Raw genomic sequence first — 17,894 nt, 5'->3', positions numbered from 1 at the left:
CATCACCGCCGGTCCACCGGTTCAGGAGACGCCCCGGCGGTTCAGGAGACGCCCCGGCTCTCCTCCAGGTAAGCGAGCGCCCCGACCGGCTCCTCCGCGAAGAACACCAGGTCCGTCAGGGGCCGGGGCAGGAACCCCTCGGCCTCCATGCGCCGGAACTGCTCCTTCAGGCCGTCGTAGAAGCCGGCGGTGTTCAGCAGGACGACGGGCATGTCGGTGTGGCCGTGCTTCTTCAGTTCCAGGATCTCGGTGGCCTCGTCCAGCGTCCCCGTCCCGCCCACCATGATCACCACCGCGTCGGCCTTCTCCAGGAGCAGCCGCTTGCGCTCGGCGAGGTCGTCCGCGATCACCATCTCGTCGGCGCCGGGCCGGGCCTTGGCCGCGAGGAAACCCACGGAGACTCCGCAGAGCCGGCCGCCCGCCTCCTGCACGCCGTCGGCGACCACCTTCATCAGCCCCACGTCGGAGCCGCCCCACACGAGGGTGTGCCCGCCCTTGCCGAGCAGTTCGGCGAACTCGCGGGCGGGACGGGTGTAGCGGTCGTCGAGGTCGGCGGCGGAGAGGAAGACACAGATGCGCATGCGGTCACGGTACGCGGGAAGAACCGGCGGCCCGCGCGTGCTGTCACTGTCATGGCCGACGGACACACGATCACGATCGAGCAGGGCACCCGGCACGTGCGGGTCGTCCACGGGGACCAGGTGCTGGCCGAGACGGACCGGCCCCTGGTCCTCAGGGAGACCGGCTGCCCGGTGCGCTACTACCTCCCCGCCGAGGACGTACGCCTGGACCTCCTCACCCCCTCCGACACCCACACCTACTGCCCGTTCAAGGGCACGGCGTCCTACTGGTCGCTGCCGGACGCGCCCGACCTCGTGTGGGCGTATCCCGACCCGAAACCGGACGTCGAACAGATCAGGGACCACCTGTGCTTCTACGAACCGGAAGTGTCGTAGGCAGATAACTCCCGCGTCCTGGGGCAGTCTGCACAGACATGGACAAGAAGACCCTTTCCCGTGACGGCACCTCCCTCGCGTACGCCCGCGCCGGGCAGGGCCCCGCGGTCATCCTGGTGAGCGGGGCGATGTCGACGGGCGGCACGGTGGCGCCCCTGGCCGGGCTCCTCGCCCGGCACCGCACCGCCTACTGGTACGACCGCCGGGGCCGCGGCGAGAGCGGCGACACGGCGCCGTACGCGGTGGAGCGCGAGGTCGAGGACCTGGCGGCGCTGATCGAGGCGGCGGGCGGGGAGGCAGCCCTGTACGGCGTCTCCTCGGGCGGCGCGCTGGCCCTGGAGGCGGCGGCCGCCGGGCTGCCGGTGAGCCGGGTGGCGGTGTACGAGGTGCCGTTCGCGGATTTCTCGGAGGGCGGCGCCGAGGAACGTGCCGCGTACACCCGGAATCTGACGGAGGCACTGGAACAGGACCGCCGCGGTGACGCGGTGGAACTGTTCCTGCGCCTGACGGGCCTCGCGGAGGAGATGATCCGCGGCGCCCGCCAGTCCCCGATGTGGCCCGCCATGGAGGCCATCGCCCCCACCCTGGCCTACGACGACGCCGTCATGGGCGACGGCCTGGTCCCCCGGGAGCGGCTGGCCTCGATCACCGTCCCGGTCCTGTCCCTGGCCGGCTCGGCCAGCCCGGACTGGATGCGCCGGGCTGCCGAGACGGTCGCGGACGCGGCGCCCGAGGGCACCTACCGCACCCTGCCGGACCAGACCCACATGGTGGACCCGAACGTGCTGGCACCTGTGCTGGCGGAGTTCTTCGCGCCGTAGGGCGAACGGTCATACGACGGCAGCCCACGCGCGGGTGGCGGCGGCGCGGTCCTCCCCGTCACGTCACCCGCGCGTAGCGGCTCCTCCGGAATCGGAATCGGTTGCCGTCATCGGCAGGAAAGCGCCTCACGCTACTCCGCGCCACAACTCCTGGCCGAACGGCTACGGCACCAGGTCTCTGTCGCCCGGCAACTTCCATCAGGGCCGTACGTCCAGTGGCCGCTCGCCCGATCGCCGTGGAGCGATGATCCGGTAGTGGTTGTCGAAGGACAGAATCATGGGCAACTGGAGCCGCCAGGCCAGACATGCGTTGACTGCATCGGTCAGGCCGATCGCCTGCCCCATGTAGTCACGCTGGATTTTCTCCGCCTCACCGAGGAGCTTCCCGTCGACGACGGGGATGCGCGCATAACCCGTCCCGACGAGGGCCCGCAAGCGGGATACGGCCTCTACGGCTTCCTTCTCAGAGGCCTGTTGATGAAGGAGATAGTCGAGTTCGGCGAGCACGAGAGGGGACAGGACGAGAATCTTGGCCGCCCCGAAGGCATCGATTCCGTCCTGGTGCCGATCGTCGCGACGGTTGAAGGCCGCGAGCAACACGCTGGTGTCGGCAACGGCGAGGTTGACGGGCTCGGTCACGTAGAGCTTCCGCCCCGCAGGTATTCGTGCACCCGACTTGCCAGGTCGGGCGGCCCGTCGAAGATCCCCCACTCCTCAACCGCGTCACCGACGGTTCCCTCGGGGATGACGAGCTTCCCCGCGGCCCATTCGATGGCGAGCGCCTCGGGGGTGCGTCCGTCGAGGGCGGCGAGGTCGCGAAGGACGCCTGCCATCGCGCCCGAGACCGTGACATGAGCCTGGATCGGCTCAGGGCCCTGGGGCGGCAGGGCCTGGCTGTCTGCTGCCGAGATCATTGGATGCTCCTTTGGCTCCGACTGTTCCGACTCTATATGCCAGGGGTCGAGCGCAAATGATCCGAATCCGATGGGCCCACGCGACCGGACCGCGGCGCGTTCCCCTCCCTGAGCACAAGAACACCGCTCCGGACCGTTCCGCCGGTCAAGCGGCGAGCCCAGGCACGGAACCACTCCCGGATGGTGGGCCTGGCGGAAGGGCGAGTTCGAACCAGATCGTCTTGCCTGCCGGTCCGTACGGCCCCTCGCCCGTGCCGCAGCCGCCCCAGCGGTCCGCGAGCAGGTCGAGGATCAGCAGGCCGCGCCCTCCGTCGGCGCACGTCGGTACGACCGGGGACGAGACCATCGGCGGCAGGTCGGGGGCCATGTCCCAGACGCTGACACGGAGTACGGGGTCCAGCCAGTGCAGGCGGACGAACGCGGGCCCCTTGGTGTGCCGCACCGAGTTCGTCGCGAGTTCCGACGTCAGCAGCTCCGCCCGCTCGACGAGTTCGGCGAGGCCGTGGGCGGTGAGGACGGCCCGGAGGGTGAGACGGGCGACGCCGGGGGCGCGGGGGTCGCAGGGGAAGTGGAGCTCGTAGCTCCAGGGGGCGGTGAAGGGGAGGGGCGTTGGATGGGGAAAGGGTTCGGGATCATCGGCGTGAGGGGTGAGGACTGTGGGGGGACGTGTCATGCAGCACCTCCGCTGGTGCGAGGTCGTGTGGTGAGTGCGCGGATGTGAGTCGCGCACGGCGTGGCAGCGCGCTCCCGTTCCGTGCCCTGCGCGGTGTCTCTGCCGGGACGCCTGCCGCCTTCCGGATGGGCGGTGAGGTCCGGTGCACTTCCGCTGGGCGGGCAGGAGGGAGTGGCCTGAGTCACAGGCTAACCACGGCACTAAAACGGGTGCTACCCCATTCACTAAAACGGATGACCTCTAGGGTTTCCGTGGACGGCGGCTCGTCGGGATCGCCAAACTGTGCGCGCAAACAAGGAGTTGAGCTATGGCCCCACGGCACGCACCCACGATTCGTCAGCGACGCTTCGGCGCTGAGCTTCGCCGGCTTCGTGACTCTGTCGGCATGTCCGCCCCCGTCGCCGCCGAGCGGCTGGGAGTGGACCGCACGATGATCTCCAACATCGAGTCGGGCCGCTTCGGCATCAGCGTGCAACGTCTACGCCGACTGGCAAGCATCTACGAGTGCGACGACAGCGCGTTGATCGACGCCCTTGCCGACATGACGGGAGGACGCACGAGGGGCTGGTGGGACGAGTACCGCGGCAAGATCCCGCCGGACTTTCTGGACGTGTCCGAGCTTGAGCACCACGCCACAAGCCTGCGCACTCTTCAGACTGCGCACATCCCCGGCCTCTTCCAGACCGAGGAGCACGCCCGCGCGTTGTTCGACCTCTTCGTCCCCGCATTGCCGCGACTGGAGGTCGAGCTGCGTGTGGCCCATCGCCTGGCACGGCATGACGTGGTGGCAGGCGACCTCGCCGTACCGTACGTGGGCTTGATCTACGAGGCTGCCCTCCACCTCCGGATCGGTGGCGACAAAGTGGCCAAGGCCCAGTTGAGCCGTCTCCTGGAGGAGAGCGAACGCCCCAACGTCCGGCTGCTGGTGATTCCACTCGCGGCCGAAGGTTTTCCCATGGCCGGGGACACTGTGATGTACGCCGCTGCCGCAAACTCCCGTCTCGACACGGTCGAGGTGGACTCACCCATCGGTGCGGTCTTCTTCGACTCGCCGACTCAACTGTCCAACTTCCGTCGGCGGCTGGACTTGGTCGAACAGGTGGCGTTGAATCCGGATGAGTCGAGGAACCGCATCCTTGAGATTGCCAGAGAGCGGTAAGAGGTGCCCCATTGACCAGGTTGAAGTGGATCAAGTCCTCGTACTCGGAGGCCTCGGGCAACGCCTGCGTCGAGATAGCCGCGCCGGGCCCCGAGAACATAGCTCTCCGGGAGAGCGAGAGCCCGGCCCGCGTGCTGAACACGGACCGGGCTGTGCTGGGAGCGCTGGTGCGGGGTGTGAAGGCGGGACTCGGAGGCTGAGCCGTGCCTCGGCGCAGCGGCCTGCGGCCCGGGTTCCGGCTTCGCTCAGTAGGTCGCGCTGCCGGTGGGCCGACCCCAGCAGGGGATCCGGCGCGCTGTCACGCGGCCCGGACGTGCGGCCGTGGGCTGCTCAGGCCACGCCCGCCGTCGCCCGCACCGTGGAGGCGATCGTCGCCGAGCCCACCACGCGCGTGCCGTCGTACAGGACGATCGCCTGGCCGGGGGCGACGCCGCGGACCGGCTCGGTGAAGGTGACCTCCAGGGTGCCGTCGACGAGTTCGGCCCTCACCTCGGTCTCGCCGCCGTGCGCGCGGAGCTGGGCCGTGTAGGTGCCGGGGCCGGTGGGGGCGGTGCCGCACCAGCGGGGCTTGATCGCGGTGAGGGCGGTGACGTCGAGGGCGGCCGCGGGGCCGACCGTGACCGTGTTGTTCACGGGCGAGATGTCGAGGACGTAGCGCGGCTTGCCGTCGGGGGCCGGGGTGCCGATGCGCAGGCCCTTGCGCTGGCCGATGGTGAAGCCGTAGGCGCCCTCGTGGGTGCCGATCCTGGCGCCGGTCTCGTCGACGATGTCGCCCTCGGCCTTGCCCAGGCGCTTGGCGAGGAAGCCCTGGGTGTCGCCGTCGGCGATGAAGCAGATGTCGTGCGAGTCGGGCTTCTTGGCGACCGCGAGCCCGCGGCGCTCGGCCTCCGCGCGGATCTCGTCCTTCGTCGTGACCGTGTCGCCGAGGGGGAACAGGGCGTGGGCGAGCTGCTTCTCGTCCAGGACGCCGAGGACGTACGACTGGTCCTTGGCCATGTCGGAGGCGCGGTGCAGTTCGCGGCTGCCGTCCTCGCGGACGATCACCTGGGCGTAGTGGCCGGTGCACACGGCGTCGAAGCCGAGGGCCAGGGCCTTGTCGAGGAGCGCCGCGAACTTGATCTTCTCGTTGCAGCGCAGGCAGGGGTTGGGGGTGCGGCCGGCCTCGTACTCGGCGACGAAGTCCTCGACGACGTCCTCGCGGAAGCGGTCGGCGAGGTCCCAGACGTAGAACGGGATGCCGATGACGTCGGCGGCGCGGCGGGCGTCGCGGGAGTCCTCGATCGTGCAACAGCCCCGCGCGCCGGTGCGGAAGGACTGCGGGTTCGCGGAGAGCGCGAGGTGGACACCGGTGACGTCGTGGCCGGCTTCCGCGGCGCGGGCGGCGGCGACGGCGGAGTCCACTCCGCCGGACATGGCGGCGAGGACGCGGAGGGGGCGCGGCGAGGTCTCAGTCATAACCCTTCCAGGGTACGGGGCGCCGGGAACCGGGGCCCGCGCGTATCCGTTGTGGATCTCGAGGGGCGAGGAAGGCGGGGCGGAGATGGGTGCGGAGTCGGGTTCGGGGACGGGTTCGTCGGGTTCGGGGACGGGTGCGGAGGCAGGTGCCGAGGTGAGGTCGCGGGCGCGGAGGAAGGACGGGGACCGGCGGATCGGGCGGCGTGCGCTGCTGGTCGGCGGGTTGGCCGCCGCGGTGGGCACGGGCGTGCTGGCGCGGGACGAGCTGGGGAAGCTGTGGTGGCGCATGCCGGGGGTGGAGAAGGCGCGGGTGCGGGGCGCGGTCGACTTCCGCGGCGCGCGGTGGCTGGCGGCCTCGACGGGCAACTTCCGTTGGGCGGACCGCCCTGACGACTACGAGGTGGACATGGTGGTCGTCCATGTCACCCAGGGCAACCTGGCGAGCGCGGTGAAGGTCTTCCAGGACCCGGCCCACCGGGCGGCGGCCCACTACATCGTCGGGAAGGACGGCCGGGTCACGCAGATGATCCGCGAGCTGGACGTGGCGTTCCACGCGGGCAACCGCGCGTACAACGAGCGCAGTGTCGGCATAGAGCACGAGGGCTTCGTGGACCGCCCGGAGGACTTCACCGACGCGATGTACGCCGCCTCCGCGCGGCTGGCGGCCGGAATCTGCCGGCGGTACGGCATACCCGTCGACCGCGAGCACATCATCGGGCACGTGGAGGTGCCGGGGACGGACCACACCGACCCCGGTGAGCACTGGGACTGGGACCGGTACCTGCGACTGGTGCGGGAGGCCCACGCGGCCGCGGCGTGACCGCCGGCCGGACGTGACGCACGGGCGGTGCGGCTCACGGGCGGGGTGCGGCTCACGGGCGGAAGCGACTCACCGGCGGTGCGGCTCACGGGCGGAAGCGACTCACCGGCGGTGCGGCTCACGGGCGGAAGCGACTCACCGGCGGTGCGGCTCACGGACGGAGGCGGCTCACCGGCGGTGCGGCTGCCCGGCCGGGGGGCCCGGTCGGGACCGGCTCCCGGTCGAGGGTGGTTCCGGTCCGGAGGGGGCTGTCGCTCAGGTGAGTCCCGCGGCGCGGGCCCGTTCCACGACCGGTCCGATGGCCTTGGCGACCGCCTCGACGTCGGCCTCGGTGGAGGTGTGGCCGAGGGAGAAGCGCAGGGTGCCGCGGGCCAGGTCCGGGTCGGTGCCGGTGGCCAGCAGCACGTGGCTGGGCTGGGCGACGCCGGCGGTGCAGGCGGAGCCGGTGGAGCACTCGATGCCCTGGGCGTCCAGGAGCAGCAGCAGGGAGTCGCCCTCGCAGCCCGGGAAGGTGAAGTGGGCGTTGGCCGGGAGGCGGCCCTCCGGCGCCGGGTCCCCACCGAGGATCGCGTCGGGGACGGCCGTACGGACGGCGGTGACCAGGGCGTCGCGCAGGGCTCCGATCTCCCGGGCGAACCACTCGCGCTGCTCGGCCGCGAGGCGGCCGGCGACCGCGAAGGAGGCGATCGCGGGGACGTCGAGGGTGCCGGAGCGGACCTGCCGCTCCTGGCCGCCGCCGTGCAGTACGGGCACGGGGGTGTGCTCGCGGCCCAGGAGGAGGGCGCCGATGCCGTAGGGGCCGCCGATCTTGTGGCCGGAGACGGTCATCGCGGCGAGGCCGGAGGCGGCGAAGTCGACGGGGACCTGACCGAAGGCCTGGACGGCGTCGGCGTGCAGGGGGACGCCGAACTCGGCGGCGACTTCCGCGAGTTCGCGGACCGGCATCACCGTGCCGATCTCGTTGTTCGCCCACATGACCGTGGCCAGGGCCACGTCGTCGGGGTTGCGGGCGAGGGCCTCGCGCAGTGCGTCGGGGTGGACCCTGCCGTGGGCGTCCACGGGGAGGTACTCGACCGTCGCCCCCTCGTGCTCGCCCAGCCAGTGCACGGCGTCCAGGACGGCGTGGTGTTCGACGGGGCTGGCGAGGACGCGGGTGCGGGCCGGGGCGGCGTCGCGGCGGGACCAGTACAGGCCCTTGACCGCGAGGTTGTCGGCCTCGGTGCCGCCGGAGGTGAGGACGACCTCGCTGGGGCGGGCGCCGAGGGCTTCGGCGAGGGTCTCGCGGGCTTCCTCGACCGTACGGCGGGCCCGGCGGCCGGCCGCGTGCAGGGAGGAGGCGTTGCCGGTGACGCCCAGGTGGGCGACGAGTGCCTCCGCCGCCTCCGGGAGCATGGGCGTGGTCGCCGCGTGGTCGAGGTATGCCATGGTGAGCCCGATTCTACGGGGCCCGGTGCGCGGGTCCGCGGGGCCCGGTGCGCGGGGTCACGGGGCCCGGTGCGCGGGGTCACGGGGCCCGGTGCGCGGGGTCGCGGGGCCCGGTGCGCGGGGTCGCGGGGCCCGGTGCGCGGGTCCGCGGGGCCCGGTGCGCGGGGTCGCGGGGCCCGGTGCGCGGGGTCGCGGGGCCCGGTGCGCGGGGTCGCGGCTGGTCACGACTGCTCGCCGCGGGAGCTCGGGGCCCGGCGGCCGTCGGGTGCGCCGACCCGGTGGGCCGCGGGCCCGTGTGCGGCGCGGCGGGCCTGACACGCGAGGGTCTGGCCCGCGAGGGTCTGGCCCGCGAGGGTCTGGCCCGCGAGGGTCTGGCCCGCGAGGGTCTGGCCCGCGAGGGTCTGGCCCGCGAGGGTCTGGTTCGCGAGGTCCGTCACCCCTGGCCCCGTCGAAACCATTGACATGATCGACACAGGCTGCGATGTTGCATGCTCATTAAATCTTGATGCTTTCTGTTTGAAGTCGGTTGATTCTGTCGGAGGTCTCCGGGAGTCACGGAACGGTGAGCTCAGGATCGGCAACTCCGCAGAACGGAGCACCACGTTGCCTCGAAACCCCATGGCGCGCGGCTCGCGCGGTTTCCGTGGTCTTGGTGTGTTGACCCTGGTGACGGCCCTGGTCGGCGCCCCGGCCGTCACGGGTTCTCCCGCCACGGCCCGGACCGGTCCGGCCGGCACGTCGTGTGCCGCCCCGGCCTCCCCCGACTTCGGGTTCGACCTGACCGGCGGCGGCTGGCGCTTCCGCACGGGGGACGATCCCTCGTGGTCGGATCCCGCCCTCCCCGACGGTTCCTGGGACGGCTGGTCGGTTCCCGACAACTGGGGGCAGACGGACCTGGCGTCGTACGACGGATTCGCCTGGTACCGCAAGACCTTCACCCTTCCCGAGCGGCCCGAGGGCGTGACCGACGCCTCGGTGGTGGCCTCGCTCGGGCGCGTCGACGACGCCGACCAGACCTTCCTGAACGGCGAGGAGATAGGCAGCACCGGCGCCTTCCCGCCCGCCTTCGACTCCGCCTGGGAGGTGCCCCGCACGTACTACCCGGCGGACGGCCTGCTGAACTGGGGCGGCACGAACGTGATCGCCGTGCGGGTCTACGACGGCACCGGCGGCGGCGGCTTCTACCAGGGGCCGGTCGGCCTGTACTCCAAGTCGCGGCTGCGTGAGCTGGCCGGGATCAGCGCGACCCCGGCGAACGCCAGGCAGATCGCGCACGCCTGCGCCGTGCTGGACGCGCAGCACCGGGCGGTGGCGCGTGGGCAACTGGCCCGCTACGCCGCGACCCTGGACGACGGCTTCTTCCACCAGGGCGACACCCGGCAACAGCGTGTCGCCAAGGTGCGCACGATGCTGCGCGACGCCGGTCCGGTGACGCTGCGGGACCAGCAGGCCGAGGTCGTCGTCGACGGCCAGGGCCGCCTGGTCGTCGACACGATCCGCAGCTGGGTGGCGGCCGACGGAACCGTGCTGTCCCCGCCCACCCGGGAGTTCCTCCACATCGACCCGCGTCACCCCCAAGAACTGGGCGACCACGCCAGGTTCTTCCGGAACAGCTACCACTCCGCGGCCATGGGCCGGCAGGTGGGCTTCAGCGTCTACCTCCCGCCCTCCTACACGCAGACCACGGCCCGCCGCTTCCCGACGGTGTTCATGCTGCACGGCTTCAACGGCAGCAACATCGAGTGGGAGGCACGGGACATGGGCGAGGTCCTCGACCGGCTGTTCGCCGAGAAGGGCATGCGCGAGTCGGTGGTCGTCTTCCCCGACGGGGCCAGCGGATGGTGGACCGACTCCTCCGAGGGCAAGTACCGCACCATGGTCGCGCAGGAGCTGACGCCCCTGGTCGACCGGACCTACCGCACGATCGCCGACCGCGACCACCGCGGCCTCAGCGGGGTGTCGATGGGCGGTCACGGCGCGTTCACCCTGGGCCTGACACGGCCCGACCTGTTCAGCTCGATCGCCAGCCACATGGGCGCGCTCAGCTTCCCGCCCCTGATCGGCACGCCCGAGGAGCGCGCGGCCAGTGCCGGCCAGCAGCCGATCAAGCTGGTCAACTCCCTGACGTCCGACCGACTGAAGGAGCACACCTACTACTTCGACGGCGGCGACCAGGACGAGTACCGCTTCGGCCAGGCGGCCAGGGCCATGGCCCAGGCCCTGTCCGCGAAGGGAATCGCGTACGACACCCAGAACGGCGACGGGCACCACGACGACGCCTACTGGATGCCCAAGCTGAACCGGTCCTTCGCCCTGCACAGCGCGCAGTTCGACGCCCATCCCTACCGCCAGCCGGCCGAGCACCGGAAGCAGGACGCGGACGGGTACACCTGGCCGTAGGCGATCCGGCACCGAGGGCGCGGCCTGCCACCCCGCGCAGGCGGGCCCTCCCACCCCCGAACCACCGCACGCGCCGATGCCGGCGCGTGCGGTGGTTGCGTGTACGGCCGGACGGCGACCATGGCACACGGCACACGGACCGCGACCGCCCGGAGCCCTAGAAGCTCCAGGACACCGTCGAGTCGGCCTGCATGAAGAACGCCAGGACCAGCAGGTCGGCCACGCCCAGGGCGAGGCCCAGGGCGGCGCGGCCCCGGCGCTCCGTGCCCCGCCACAGGGCCACCGAGGCCAGGACGATGGCGATCGGGCCGAGGAAGACGTTGAGGACCAGGAGGCCGACGAGGCCGAGGATGAAGGACGCGACGGCCATGCCGTCGGTGTCCCGGACGCCCGTGCGGCGCGTGGCCGGTGCGGTGAGCTGCATGTCGGTCGTTCCTTCCGTCAGCGGGTCGTGGTGCGGCGGCGGCCGTGGCGCTCGCGCAGCGCGAAGATGCCGAGCCAGGCGGCGATCACGGCGGCGGCGGCGAGGCTGAAGCCGAGCGGCGCGTGGGCCACGGTGCCCATGACGACGCCGAGCAGCAGAAGTGCGGCGACGAGGAACAGCATGGGATGGATCCCCCTCCGGGACGGTTGTCGTGTCCGTCTCTCGTGACGTTCCGGTGAACAACTGTAGTTACAGTTGTTCACTGACTACCCAGCCTAGCGGGTCTCTTGCTTGGCAATTACAGAGAACAGTTGTTAACTGGATGACATGAGTCACACCCTCGGCATCCGGCAGGCCCAGAAGCAGAAGACCCGGCAGGCGCTCCTGGACGCCGCGCTGGGACTGCTGGAGGACCAGAGCCTGAGCAGCCTCGGCCTGCGCGAGGTCACCCGCGCCGTCGGAGTCGCCCCGACCGCCTTCTACCGGCACTTCCGCTCCATCGCGGACCTGGGCGTGGCCCTGGTCGAGGAGGCGCTGGGCGGTCTGCACGCCACGATCGGGGCCACGGTGACCGCGGCCGGCTCCAGCGACGAACGCATCGCACGGGCCGTCGACCTGATCGCCCGTCACGTTCACGCGTACCCCGCACACGTCCGGTTCATCGCCCGGGAACGGCACGGCGGTGTCCAGCCGGTCCGGGAGGCGATCCGGGACCAACTCGGCCGCTTCGCCGAGGAGGTGCGGACGGAACTGGCCAAGGACCCCGCGGCCGAGGGGTGGAGCGAGGACGATCTGCTGATGCTCTCGCACCTCTACGTCGACCAGATGATCGTCACCGGATCGCTCTTCCTGGAGGCGCGGGAGGCCCAGGAGTCCGGCAGGGCCCCGGACGGCGATCTGGACCGGGTCGTCCGGCTCGCGACCCGCCAGATGCGGCTCATCAGCATCGGCCGCCGGCACTGGCTCGACTCCTGAGACGCCGGGACACGCGGGACACGAGGGACCGGGACCAGGACAGGAGCGGGGACGTGGAAGCGGGCGGGGCGGCCACTCGTCTTCGAGTGACCGCCCCGCCCTGCTTCGGGTGCCGTTGACGAACGTGTCACGAGCCGCGGACGCCGTTGGTCATTCACGCCTTTCGGCGGCACTGGTCCGGGCTGTCCGGCAGTATGAGTGTTCGTGGGGCGACTGCCGGCGGACACGGGTGAGCTGGTCGAGCGCTGGGCGGTGCTCGACGATCTCCCGGGCCGTGCTGAGACCGGCCGCGCCCAGCGCACCCGCTTCGTGGCCCGCCACCTGCGTGACCGCGGCCTCCAGCGAGAGATCGGGGAGGGCCTGAAGGTGGTGGAGTCCTGGAACGCGGCCAACGCGGCCAACGCGGTCATCGGCCACGGCAAGGGCGGGGAGATCGCCTCGAACCAGCGTGAGGAGGTGGGGATGGCCGCCTTGTGCCTGCGGATCCTCCAGACGTCGCAGGTGTACGTCAACACCCTCACGCTCCAGGACGTACTCGCCGAACCCGCCTGGACCAGCCGGCCCGGCACGACCGGACGGCCCGGCACGACCGGACGGCCCGGTTCGGCCCCGCTGTTGCGGAGCCGCGTCCGCCGCCACGGCGAGATCTGCCTCGACCCGGCCACACGGCTGTCCCTCGGTGTCACCGTGTCCGGCGCGCAGGCCCGGTGAGCGTCGATGGCCGCCCCTCATCAACGGCGTCCGCGTGCCGCGCGGATCACCTCGGCAACGGCCTTGAGGATCGTGGCGCGGTCTCGTGCGGCAGTTCCCCTCAGCGCGACCAGCACGATCGATACGGCCGTGGCGGCCGTGACCAGCATGCCGGCCACGGGCACCAACGCCCAGGCAGTGACATCCATGGCAGTCCCTCCGTCCGCGCGGCCGTCCGTCGAACCGCGCCAGGCCCATCCCACAAGACCGCCCTGGGATGGGAAACCTTTACCGGAGCGGACGGAGAGCAGCAGGAAAGGCCCAGTTCAAAGGCTTGACGCGTCGGCCGTCGGCAGGAGCCGCCGGATCCGGGGCGCGCGGGGGAGGACATGGTGAGCACTACGGGGGGCCTGAGCGCCGAACGGCAGAGGCTTCGTGAGGAACTGCGGAAGCTGGAGGCGACAGCGCTCAGGGGCAGGGACCGGAAGGCCGCGATCAAAGAGGCCACCGGCCGCCGGGAGAAGAACGAGCTTCCGCCACTGCGGGAGACCACCGTCGGCGGCTGGTTCGAAGAGGGCACGCCGGCCAAGGACTTCGAGAACCTGTGGGCCCTGGTCGAGGTCCTGCTGGAGTGGTCCGGGCATCCTCGGCCCGATGGCCTCAGCGGTTCGGACCGCGTCAAGGCGGTGGCCTGGTGGAAGGGCGCCAGGGAGGTGTGGCAGACCCGGTACCGGCAGGCCAGGAGTTCCCGTTCCCCCGGTCGGGCCGGTTCCGAACCGCACGGGTTCGGCGCCGCGCGCCAGGCGTACTTCGCGGCGCTGCGCCGGCGGTACGCGCGGGTCGACGTCCTGGCCTCCGGGAGCGATCCGGCCGGCCGGCCGCGGCCTCGGCTGGGTGACGTGTTCGTCGCCCCGTCGGTTCGCACGGATCCGTCGGCGGGCGCGCTGCCGTACGACCTGATGCAGCACCCGGCCGCTGCGGGCGAGGCCGGCCGGGACGGCCCGCCCGCGGTCGGCGACGTCGCATCGCTGGACCGCGTCGGGCGGGCCTACGGTGACCGCCCGGCCGGCCGGGTCCTGCAGGTGCTGGCCCAAGAGTCCGCCCAGCGGATCGTGCTCCTGGGCAACCCGGGCGCGGGCAAGTCGACGCTCGCCCGGTACCTCGCGCTCGCGCTCGCGGGGGCGATGGACACCGACCCGGACGTCGACATCGACTCGGACCTGGCCCCGCTCGCCGGGGCGCTGCCCCTCCTGGTGGAACTGCGCGCGTACGCCAACCCGCGGTGGCGCACGTGCACCCTCCTCGATCTCGTTGCCCGTCTGCACGAGACCAACGGGCGGGGCCTGCCGAGAGACGTGCTCGAGGCGTACCTGCGCGCCGGTGGCCGCGCGGTGGTGATTTTCGACGGGCTCGACGAGTTGTCGGACCCACGGCTGCGCGAGGAGGTCTCCGGCGAGATCGCCGGCTTCGCGTGGCGTTACCCGAGCGTCCGTGTCGTGGTGACGTCCCGCGTGATCGAGTACCAGCGGGCGGTACTCGAACGCGAGGGCTTCCGCGCATACACGCTGCAGGACTTCGATCGAGCACGGATCGACGCGTTCGTGACCGGCTGGTACCGGTTGGCGTTCCCGGCGGACCCGGTCGAGGCGGCCCGCCTGCGCGACCGGCTGCTGACGGCGATCGACGGTTCGCCGGCAGCGGGTGAACTGGCCGGCAACCCGATGATGCTCACCATGCTGGCGCTACGTGGCGAGCACCAGGATCTGCCGCGGGACAGGCGCGGGGTGTACGAGCATGCCGTGAGTGCCTTCCTCGCACAGTGGGATCCAAGCCGGTACTCCGACGACGAGCGGGTGGCCGAGGACGCCCGCCGCCTTCGTGAGTGCGACCGGCTCGAGCTGCTGCGTCGCGTAGCCCACCGGATGCAGGAAGGCCAAGTCGCGGCAGGCGGAACCCTTCTGCACGAAAGGGAGTTGGTGGCGGAGCTCAATGGCTGCCTGCGCGAACACTACCCACCCGATCGGGCCATGGCGCTCGCCTGCGCGATGCTCGATGAGTTCCGCGCGCGGAACAGCATCCTCAGCCACTTCGGTGAACGAATGTACGGCTTTCCCCACCGCGCGCTCCTCGAGTACCTCGCCGCGGCGGAAATCCAGCACCGGCTCACCGTCGAGCGCAGCCTGACCGGGGACGCCCTCATCCAGCAGGAGTACGGCGAGCACTGGGCCGACCCCGCCCGGCACGAAACCCTCGTCCTTGTCGCGGGAATGGTCGAACCGCACCTCGCGGGCCGGATCGTCGACCACCTCCTCGCAGCCGATCCGCTGTGGTTCGTGCGGCGGCCCGGGTCGTCCTCGGGCGGGACGCCCCACCACATCGTGCTCGCCGCCCGGTGCCTCGCCGAGGTCCGTGACCCCGGCGTGCTGCCCGTCCAGTGTTCCGCCGTCGTCAACGCGGTGATCGCGCTGATCGAGCACATGGCCGCGGAACGGGCGTTGCCCGGTTCCCCGGTCACCCGCGTGGTCGTGGAGACGCTACCGCCCGTGCTGGGCCGGCTCGGCGCACGCGACTCCACCATCCGTCGGCGGTACCACGACTGGTACCTGGCGCGCGGCCAGTTCCTGAGCGTCATGCGGGAGGGAGAGAACTTCGCCTGGTCCGAGGTACCACCAGCCGCGCGGGTCGGCGCCGCGCTGTTGCGCGACAACAGCGAGTTCCGCGAGAGCCTGGTCGGTCAGGCGGTCTTCGGCTCCGCGCCCGCCGGCAGGGAGGAGGCGCTGCGCGCGCTCATCCAGGAATGGCCCGACGATCCGCAGGTCGCCGGACTGGTGCGCGAGTTCGCCGAGACAGACCCCGACGGAAACGTGAGGCGCGGCTCGGTACAGCTGTTCGCGATGATCGGCCACCCGGACCGATCCACCCGGGACTGGCTGCGGACCTGCCTCACCGACGACGACCGGTACCTCCGGCAGGGGGCGCTGGCCGCGCTCGCCGACGGCTGGCGCAACGAACCTGAGACGTTCGCCGAGTTACGCCGATGCGCGAACGGTGACCGGGACCGGTGGGTCCGCCTCACCGCGGTGAAATGCATCGCGGCCGGCTGGCCGGGCGACCCGGACGCCGCGGCCGTGGTGCGCGAGCGTGCCGCCCGCGATCCGGACCCGGACCTGCGGACCTCCGTCTTCGGCATCCTCGTCGGGGGCTGGCCCGACGATCCGCAGACCGTGGCACTGCTGCGTTCGGTCGCCGCCGACTCGGGTGGCGAGGCATGGGTGCAAGAGGCCGCGAGGCGGGCGCTCGGCCGCGTCGAGACCCGCCCCGTCGGTCCTGGCGCCACCCGGACGGCGCTCCCGCCTCCCGCGGAGGACCCGCGGCATGCCGCGCTGAAGCACCTCGTCGTGGACCGGCGCACCGATGCGAAGACCCCCATGCTGCTGCGCGAGCGGGCCGAGACCCACTCCGACGACAGGGTCCGGGTGGCCGCGGTGCGGGCGCTGGCCGCGGGCTGGCACACCGATCGGCGAACGCTGCCGTGGCTGTGCGAGCTCGCCGCCTCCGAGGCCGGCGAGCCGGTGCGGCAGGCCGCGCTGTGGGCCGCCTACTCCGTCTGGCCCGGCCATCCCGACGCTGGGGCACTGCTACGCGGCGTCGCCAACGGCAAGGACGACTCGCAGGCCCGCGAGGTGGCCGTCCTCGCCCTGGCCGCCGGATGGCGCGACGACCCGGAAACCAGGCCGCTGCTGCGTGAAATCGCGGTCGCAGTCGCCGAAAACGCCGAGTTCGTACGCGCGACGGCGGTGCGGACGCTCGGGGCCGGCTGGCGTGACCACCCCGACACCGTCGCGCTGTTGCACGACAGGGCCGGGAACGACCCCGAACCCTACGTCCGTGAGGCCGCCGTCCAGGCCCTCGTCAGGAACTTCCGAACCCCGCAGACCGCCGTCCTGTTGCGCCGGCTCGCCGTCGACGACCCCGACGAACACCTGCGCGCGGGTGCCGTGCACCACCTGGCGGCGGGCTGGCGCACCGACCCGGAGACCGGCGCGCTGCTCCGGCGGATCGTCGCCGGCCGAACCGACGTGATGAGCCGCCGCGCGGCGATCCGCGCCCTCGCAGGCGGCCGGCGCGACGACCCCGCCACCGAGGCGCTGCTACGCGAGCGGGCCGCCGACGACTCCGACTGGGGCCTGCAACAGGTGGCCGTGGAGACACTCGCCGAACGCTGGCCGTACGACCCGGAGATCCAGGCGCTCGCCGACCGCTTCTCCGACGAGTGGTAGGAGTCAGGACCCAGCGGGCCGTCGGTTCGGCACGGTGCCGAGGACGCGTTCGAGCGTCCCGCGGGAGACCCCGGGCCTGGGGGCGATGAGTCCTCCCGTCCCAGCAGACGGCGTCCCGTTCAGGGTGTCCGGTGATCTGTACGGTCAGCGGGGGGGGCGTCCGTACGCTCCCCGGCTGTGACCGGGCTCCTCACGGGTGTGCCCGCTGCCCGACCGATGCCCGGGACCTCATCGCCCGTCGGGGGATCCTGATCGGCTTCGGCGTCCCCGAAGAGCGATGCGTCTCGACCGCGGACCGACCGGCGGCCGCCGCAACCGGCCGGGCCTGGACCAGGTGTTCGCCTCCGTGCGCGCCGGCGGCACCCGTGCCTGCCCTTCCCGTCCTGCCCGCGCGGACGCGAACACGCCCACGTCCGCGCCTTCGGCCCTGTTGCTGCGTCTGCTGGGTCTGCTGCGTCTGCTGGGCCTGCTGCGTCTACTGCGCCTGTCGTGTCGGCTGCCCCTGCCCGCCACCGGCCTGCCCGCCGCCGGGCCCGCCGCCGCAGCCGCCCTGTCCCCCACCGGGGCCACCCTGTCCGCCCCCGCCGGGCCCGCCGCTCGGCATGCCGGAGGGGAAGCCGGTCGGCACACCCGTCGGGGTTCCGGTGGGGGCACCCGTCGGAGCCGCCGAGGCGGACCCCGAAGCCGCGGCCCCCGTGGGAGCGCCCGACGGCGCTCCGCTCGGCATCCCGCTCGGCCGCTGACACGCCTCCTGCCCGGACGTGCCGTCGCCGGAGGAGGTCGAGTCGCCCGATCCGCAGGCCACCAGGGCGAACGGCGTGAGCGCCAGCAGGGCGGCCGCGGGGAGGAGACGTACCGGCATCGTCGGCACACGCTTCATGAGAGACAGCTCCAGAAGGGAT

The 17,894-nt window shown here is 72.1% G+C and carries 19 protein-coding genes; 9 read left to right on the top strand and 10 right to left on the bottom strand.

The window, feature by feature from the left end; genetic code table 11:
* Positions 1 to 41 precede the first annotated feature (41 nt).
* The gene (locus ACGFQC_RS32640; RefSeq protein WP_363091848.1) at positions 42 to 581 is read right to left on the bottom strand and encodes a TIGR00730 family Rossman fold protein; all 540 of its coding nucleotides are present in this window, start codon (positions 579 to 581) and stop codon (positions 42 to 44) included.
* A gap of 51 nt (positions 582 to 632) precedes the next feature.
* Here ACGFQC_RS32640 and ACGFQC_RS32635 point away from each other — a divergent pair, with 51 nt between their 5' ends.
* A complete protein-coding gene (locus tag ACGFQC_RS32635) occupies positions 633 to 956 on the top strand; it encodes a DUF427 domain-containing protein (RefSeq protein ID WP_363091847.1) in 324 nt (107 codons plus the stop codon).
* A 38-nt stretch (positions 957 to 994) separates the two neighbouring features.
* A complete protein-coding gene (locus ACGFQC_RS32630; RefSeq protein WP_363091846.1) occupies positions 995 to 1,777 on the top strand; it encodes an alpha/beta hydrolase in 783 nt (260 codons plus the stop codon).
* 198 nt (positions 1,778 to 1,975) lie between these two features.
* Here ACGFQC_RS32630 and ACGFQC_RS32625 read toward each other — a convergent pair whose 3' ends face one another.
* From ACGFQC_RS32625 to ACGFQC_RS32615, 3 genes are all read right to left on the bottom strand, one after another.
* Entirely contained in the window at positions 1,976 to 2,416 is a 441-nt protein-coding gene (locus tag ACGFQC_RS32625; protein WP_363091845.1) for a PIN domain-containing protein, read from the bottom strand.
* On the bottom strand, positions 2,413 to 2,691 hold the full coding sequence (locus tag ACGFQC_RS32620) for a hypothetical protein (protein ID WP_363091844.1): 279 nt from the start codon (positions 2,689 to 2,691) through the stop codon (positions 2,413 to 2,415). Before ACGFQC_RS32620 ends, ACGFQC_RS32625 begins: the two co-directional genes overlap by 4 nt.
* Before the next feature lie 145 nt (positions 2,692 to 2,836).
* Positions 2,837 to 3,364 carry an ATP-binding protein gene (locus ACGFQC_RS32615; protein ID WP_363091843.1) on the bottom strand — a complete coding sequence of 176 codons (528 nt, stop codon included), beginning with the start codon at positions 3,362 to 3,364 and terminating at the stop codon, positions 2,837 to 2,839.
* A 307-nt stretch (positions 3,365 to 3,671) separates the two neighbouring features.
* On the opposite strand from ACGFQC_RS32615, the gene ACGFQC_RS32610 reads away from it, so the two are divergent.
* Both ACGFQC_RS32610 and ACGFQC_RS32605 read left to right on the top strand, forming a co-directional pair.
* Positions 3,672 to 4,523 carry a helix-turn-helix transcriptional regulator gene (locus ACGFQC_RS32610; protein WP_363091842.1) on the top strand — a complete coding sequence of 284 codons (852 nt, stop codon included), beginning with the start codon at positions 3,672 to 3,674 and terminating at the stop codon, positions 4,521 to 4,523.
* Between the two features lie 11 nt (positions 4,524 to 4,534).
* Positions 4,535 to 4,723, top strand: a complete 189-nt coding sequence (locus tag ACGFQC_RS32605) for a DUF397 domain-containing protein (RefSeq protein ID WP_363091841.1) — start codon at positions 4,535 to 4,537, stop codon at positions 4,721 to 4,723.
* A gap of 130 nt (positions 4,724 to 4,853) precedes the next feature.
* On the opposite strand, the gene mnmA is transcribed toward ACGFQC_RS32605, so the two are convergent.
* Positions 4,854 to 5,978, bottom strand: a complete 1,125-nt coding sequence (gene mnmA / locus ACGFQC_RS32600) for a tRNA 2-thiouridine(34) synthase MnmA (RefSeq protein WP_363091840.1) — start codon at positions 5,976 to 5,978, stop codon at positions 4,854 to 4,856.
* A gap of 85 nt (positions 5,979 to 6,063) precedes the next feature.
* On the opposite strand from mnmA, the gene ACGFQC_RS32595 reads away from it, so the two are divergent.
* Positions 6,064 to 6,798, top strand: coding sequence for an N-acetylmuramoyl-L-alanine amidase (locus tag ACGFQC_RS32595; protein ID WP_363091839.1), 735 nt, complete (start codon positions 6,064 to 6,066; stop codon positions 6,796 to 6,798).
* Between the two features lie 255 nt (positions 6,799 to 7,053).
* On the opposite strand, the gene ACGFQC_RS32590 is transcribed toward ACGFQC_RS32595, so the two are convergent.
* Complete coding sequence (locus ACGFQC_RS32590; RefSeq protein ID WP_363091838.1) at positions 7,054 to 8,223, bottom strand: cysteine desulfurase family protein; 1,170 nt, start codon at positions 8,221 to 8,223, stop codon at positions 7,054 to 7,056.
* Between the two features lie 221 nt (positions 8,224 to 8,444).
* Positions 8,445 to 8,660: a hypothetical protein gene (locus tag ACGFQC_RS32585; RefSeq protein WP_363091837.1), complete on the bottom strand. Its 216-nt coding sequence runs from the start codon at positions 8,658 to 8,660 to the stop codon at positions 8,445 to 8,447.
* Positions 8,661 to 8,889: 229 nt separating this feature from the next.
* Here ACGFQC_RS32585 and ACGFQC_RS32580 point away from each other — a divergent pair, with 229 nt between their 5' ends.
* Entirely contained in the window at positions 8,890 to 10,623 is a 1,734-nt protein-coding gene (locus ACGFQC_RS32580) for an alpha/beta hydrolase-fold protein (protein WP_363091888.1), read from the top strand.
* Positions 10,624 to 10,780: 157 nt separating this feature from the next.
* Here the strand turns inward: ACGFQC_RS32580 and ACGFQC_RS32575 are convergent, their stop codons facing one another.
* Positions 10,781 to 11,047 carry a DUF4190 domain-containing protein gene (locus ACGFQC_RS32575; RefSeq protein WP_363091836.1) on the bottom strand — a complete coding sequence of 89 codons (267 nt, stop codon included), beginning with the start codon at positions 11,045 to 11,047 and terminating at the stop codon, positions 10,781 to 10,783.
* A gap of 17 nt (positions 11,048 to 11,064) precedes the next feature.
* Positions 11,065 to 11,229, bottom strand: a complete 165-nt coding sequence (locus ACGFQC_RS32570) for a hypothetical protein (protein WP_363091835.1) — start codon at positions 11,227 to 11,229, stop codon at positions 11,065 to 11,067.
* A gap of 145 nt (positions 11,230 to 11,374) precedes the next feature.
* Between ACGFQC_RS32570 and ACGFQC_RS32565 the strand changes: the two genes are divergently transcribed.
* Both ACGFQC_RS32565 and ACGFQC_RS32560 read left to right on the top strand, forming a co-directional pair.
* Positions 11,375 to 12,022 carry a TetR family transcriptional regulator gene (locus ACGFQC_RS32565; RefSeq protein WP_363091834.1) on the top strand — a complete coding sequence of 216 codons (648 nt, stop codon included), beginning with the start codon at positions 11,375 to 11,377 and terminating at the stop codon, positions 12,020 to 12,022.
* A 204-nt stretch (positions 12,023 to 12,226) separates the two neighbouring features.
* The gene (locus ACGFQC_RS32560; RefSeq protein WP_363091833.1) at positions 12,227 to 12,733 is read left to right on the top strand and encodes a Tn3 family transposase; all 507 of its coding nucleotides are present in this window, start codon (positions 12,227 to 12,229) and stop codon (positions 12,731 to 12,733) included.
* A 20-nt stretch (positions 12,734 to 12,753) separates the two neighbouring features.
* On the opposite strand, the gene ACGFQC_RS32555 is transcribed toward ACGFQC_RS32560, so the two are convergent.
* The gene (locus tag ACGFQC_RS32555) at positions 12,754 to 12,921 is read right to left on the bottom strand and encodes a hypothetical protein (RefSeq protein ID WP_363091832.1); all 168 of its coding nucleotides are present in this window, start codon (positions 12,919 to 12,921) and stop codon (positions 12,754 to 12,756) included.
* Between the two features lie 180 nt (positions 12,922 to 13,101).
* On the opposite strand from ACGFQC_RS32555, the gene ACGFQC_RS32550 reads away from it, so the two are divergent.
* Positions 13,102 to 16,992 carry a HEAT repeat domain-containing protein gene (locus ACGFQC_RS32550; RefSeq protein ID WP_363091831.1) on the top strand — a complete coding sequence of 1,297 codons (3,891 nt, stop codon included), beginning with the start codon at positions 13,102 to 13,104 and terminating at the stop codon, positions 16,990 to 16,992.
* Positions 16,993 to 17,894: the final 902 nt, after the last annotated feature.

Source organism: Streptomyces sp. NPDC048734 (genome assembly GCF_043198675.1).
GTDB lineage: Bacteria > Actinomycetota > Actinomycetes > Streptomycetales > Streptomycetaceae > Streptomyces.
Note: the sequence above shows the minus strand (reverse complement) of the source record. Positions and strands in the feature narration are given on the sequence as shown.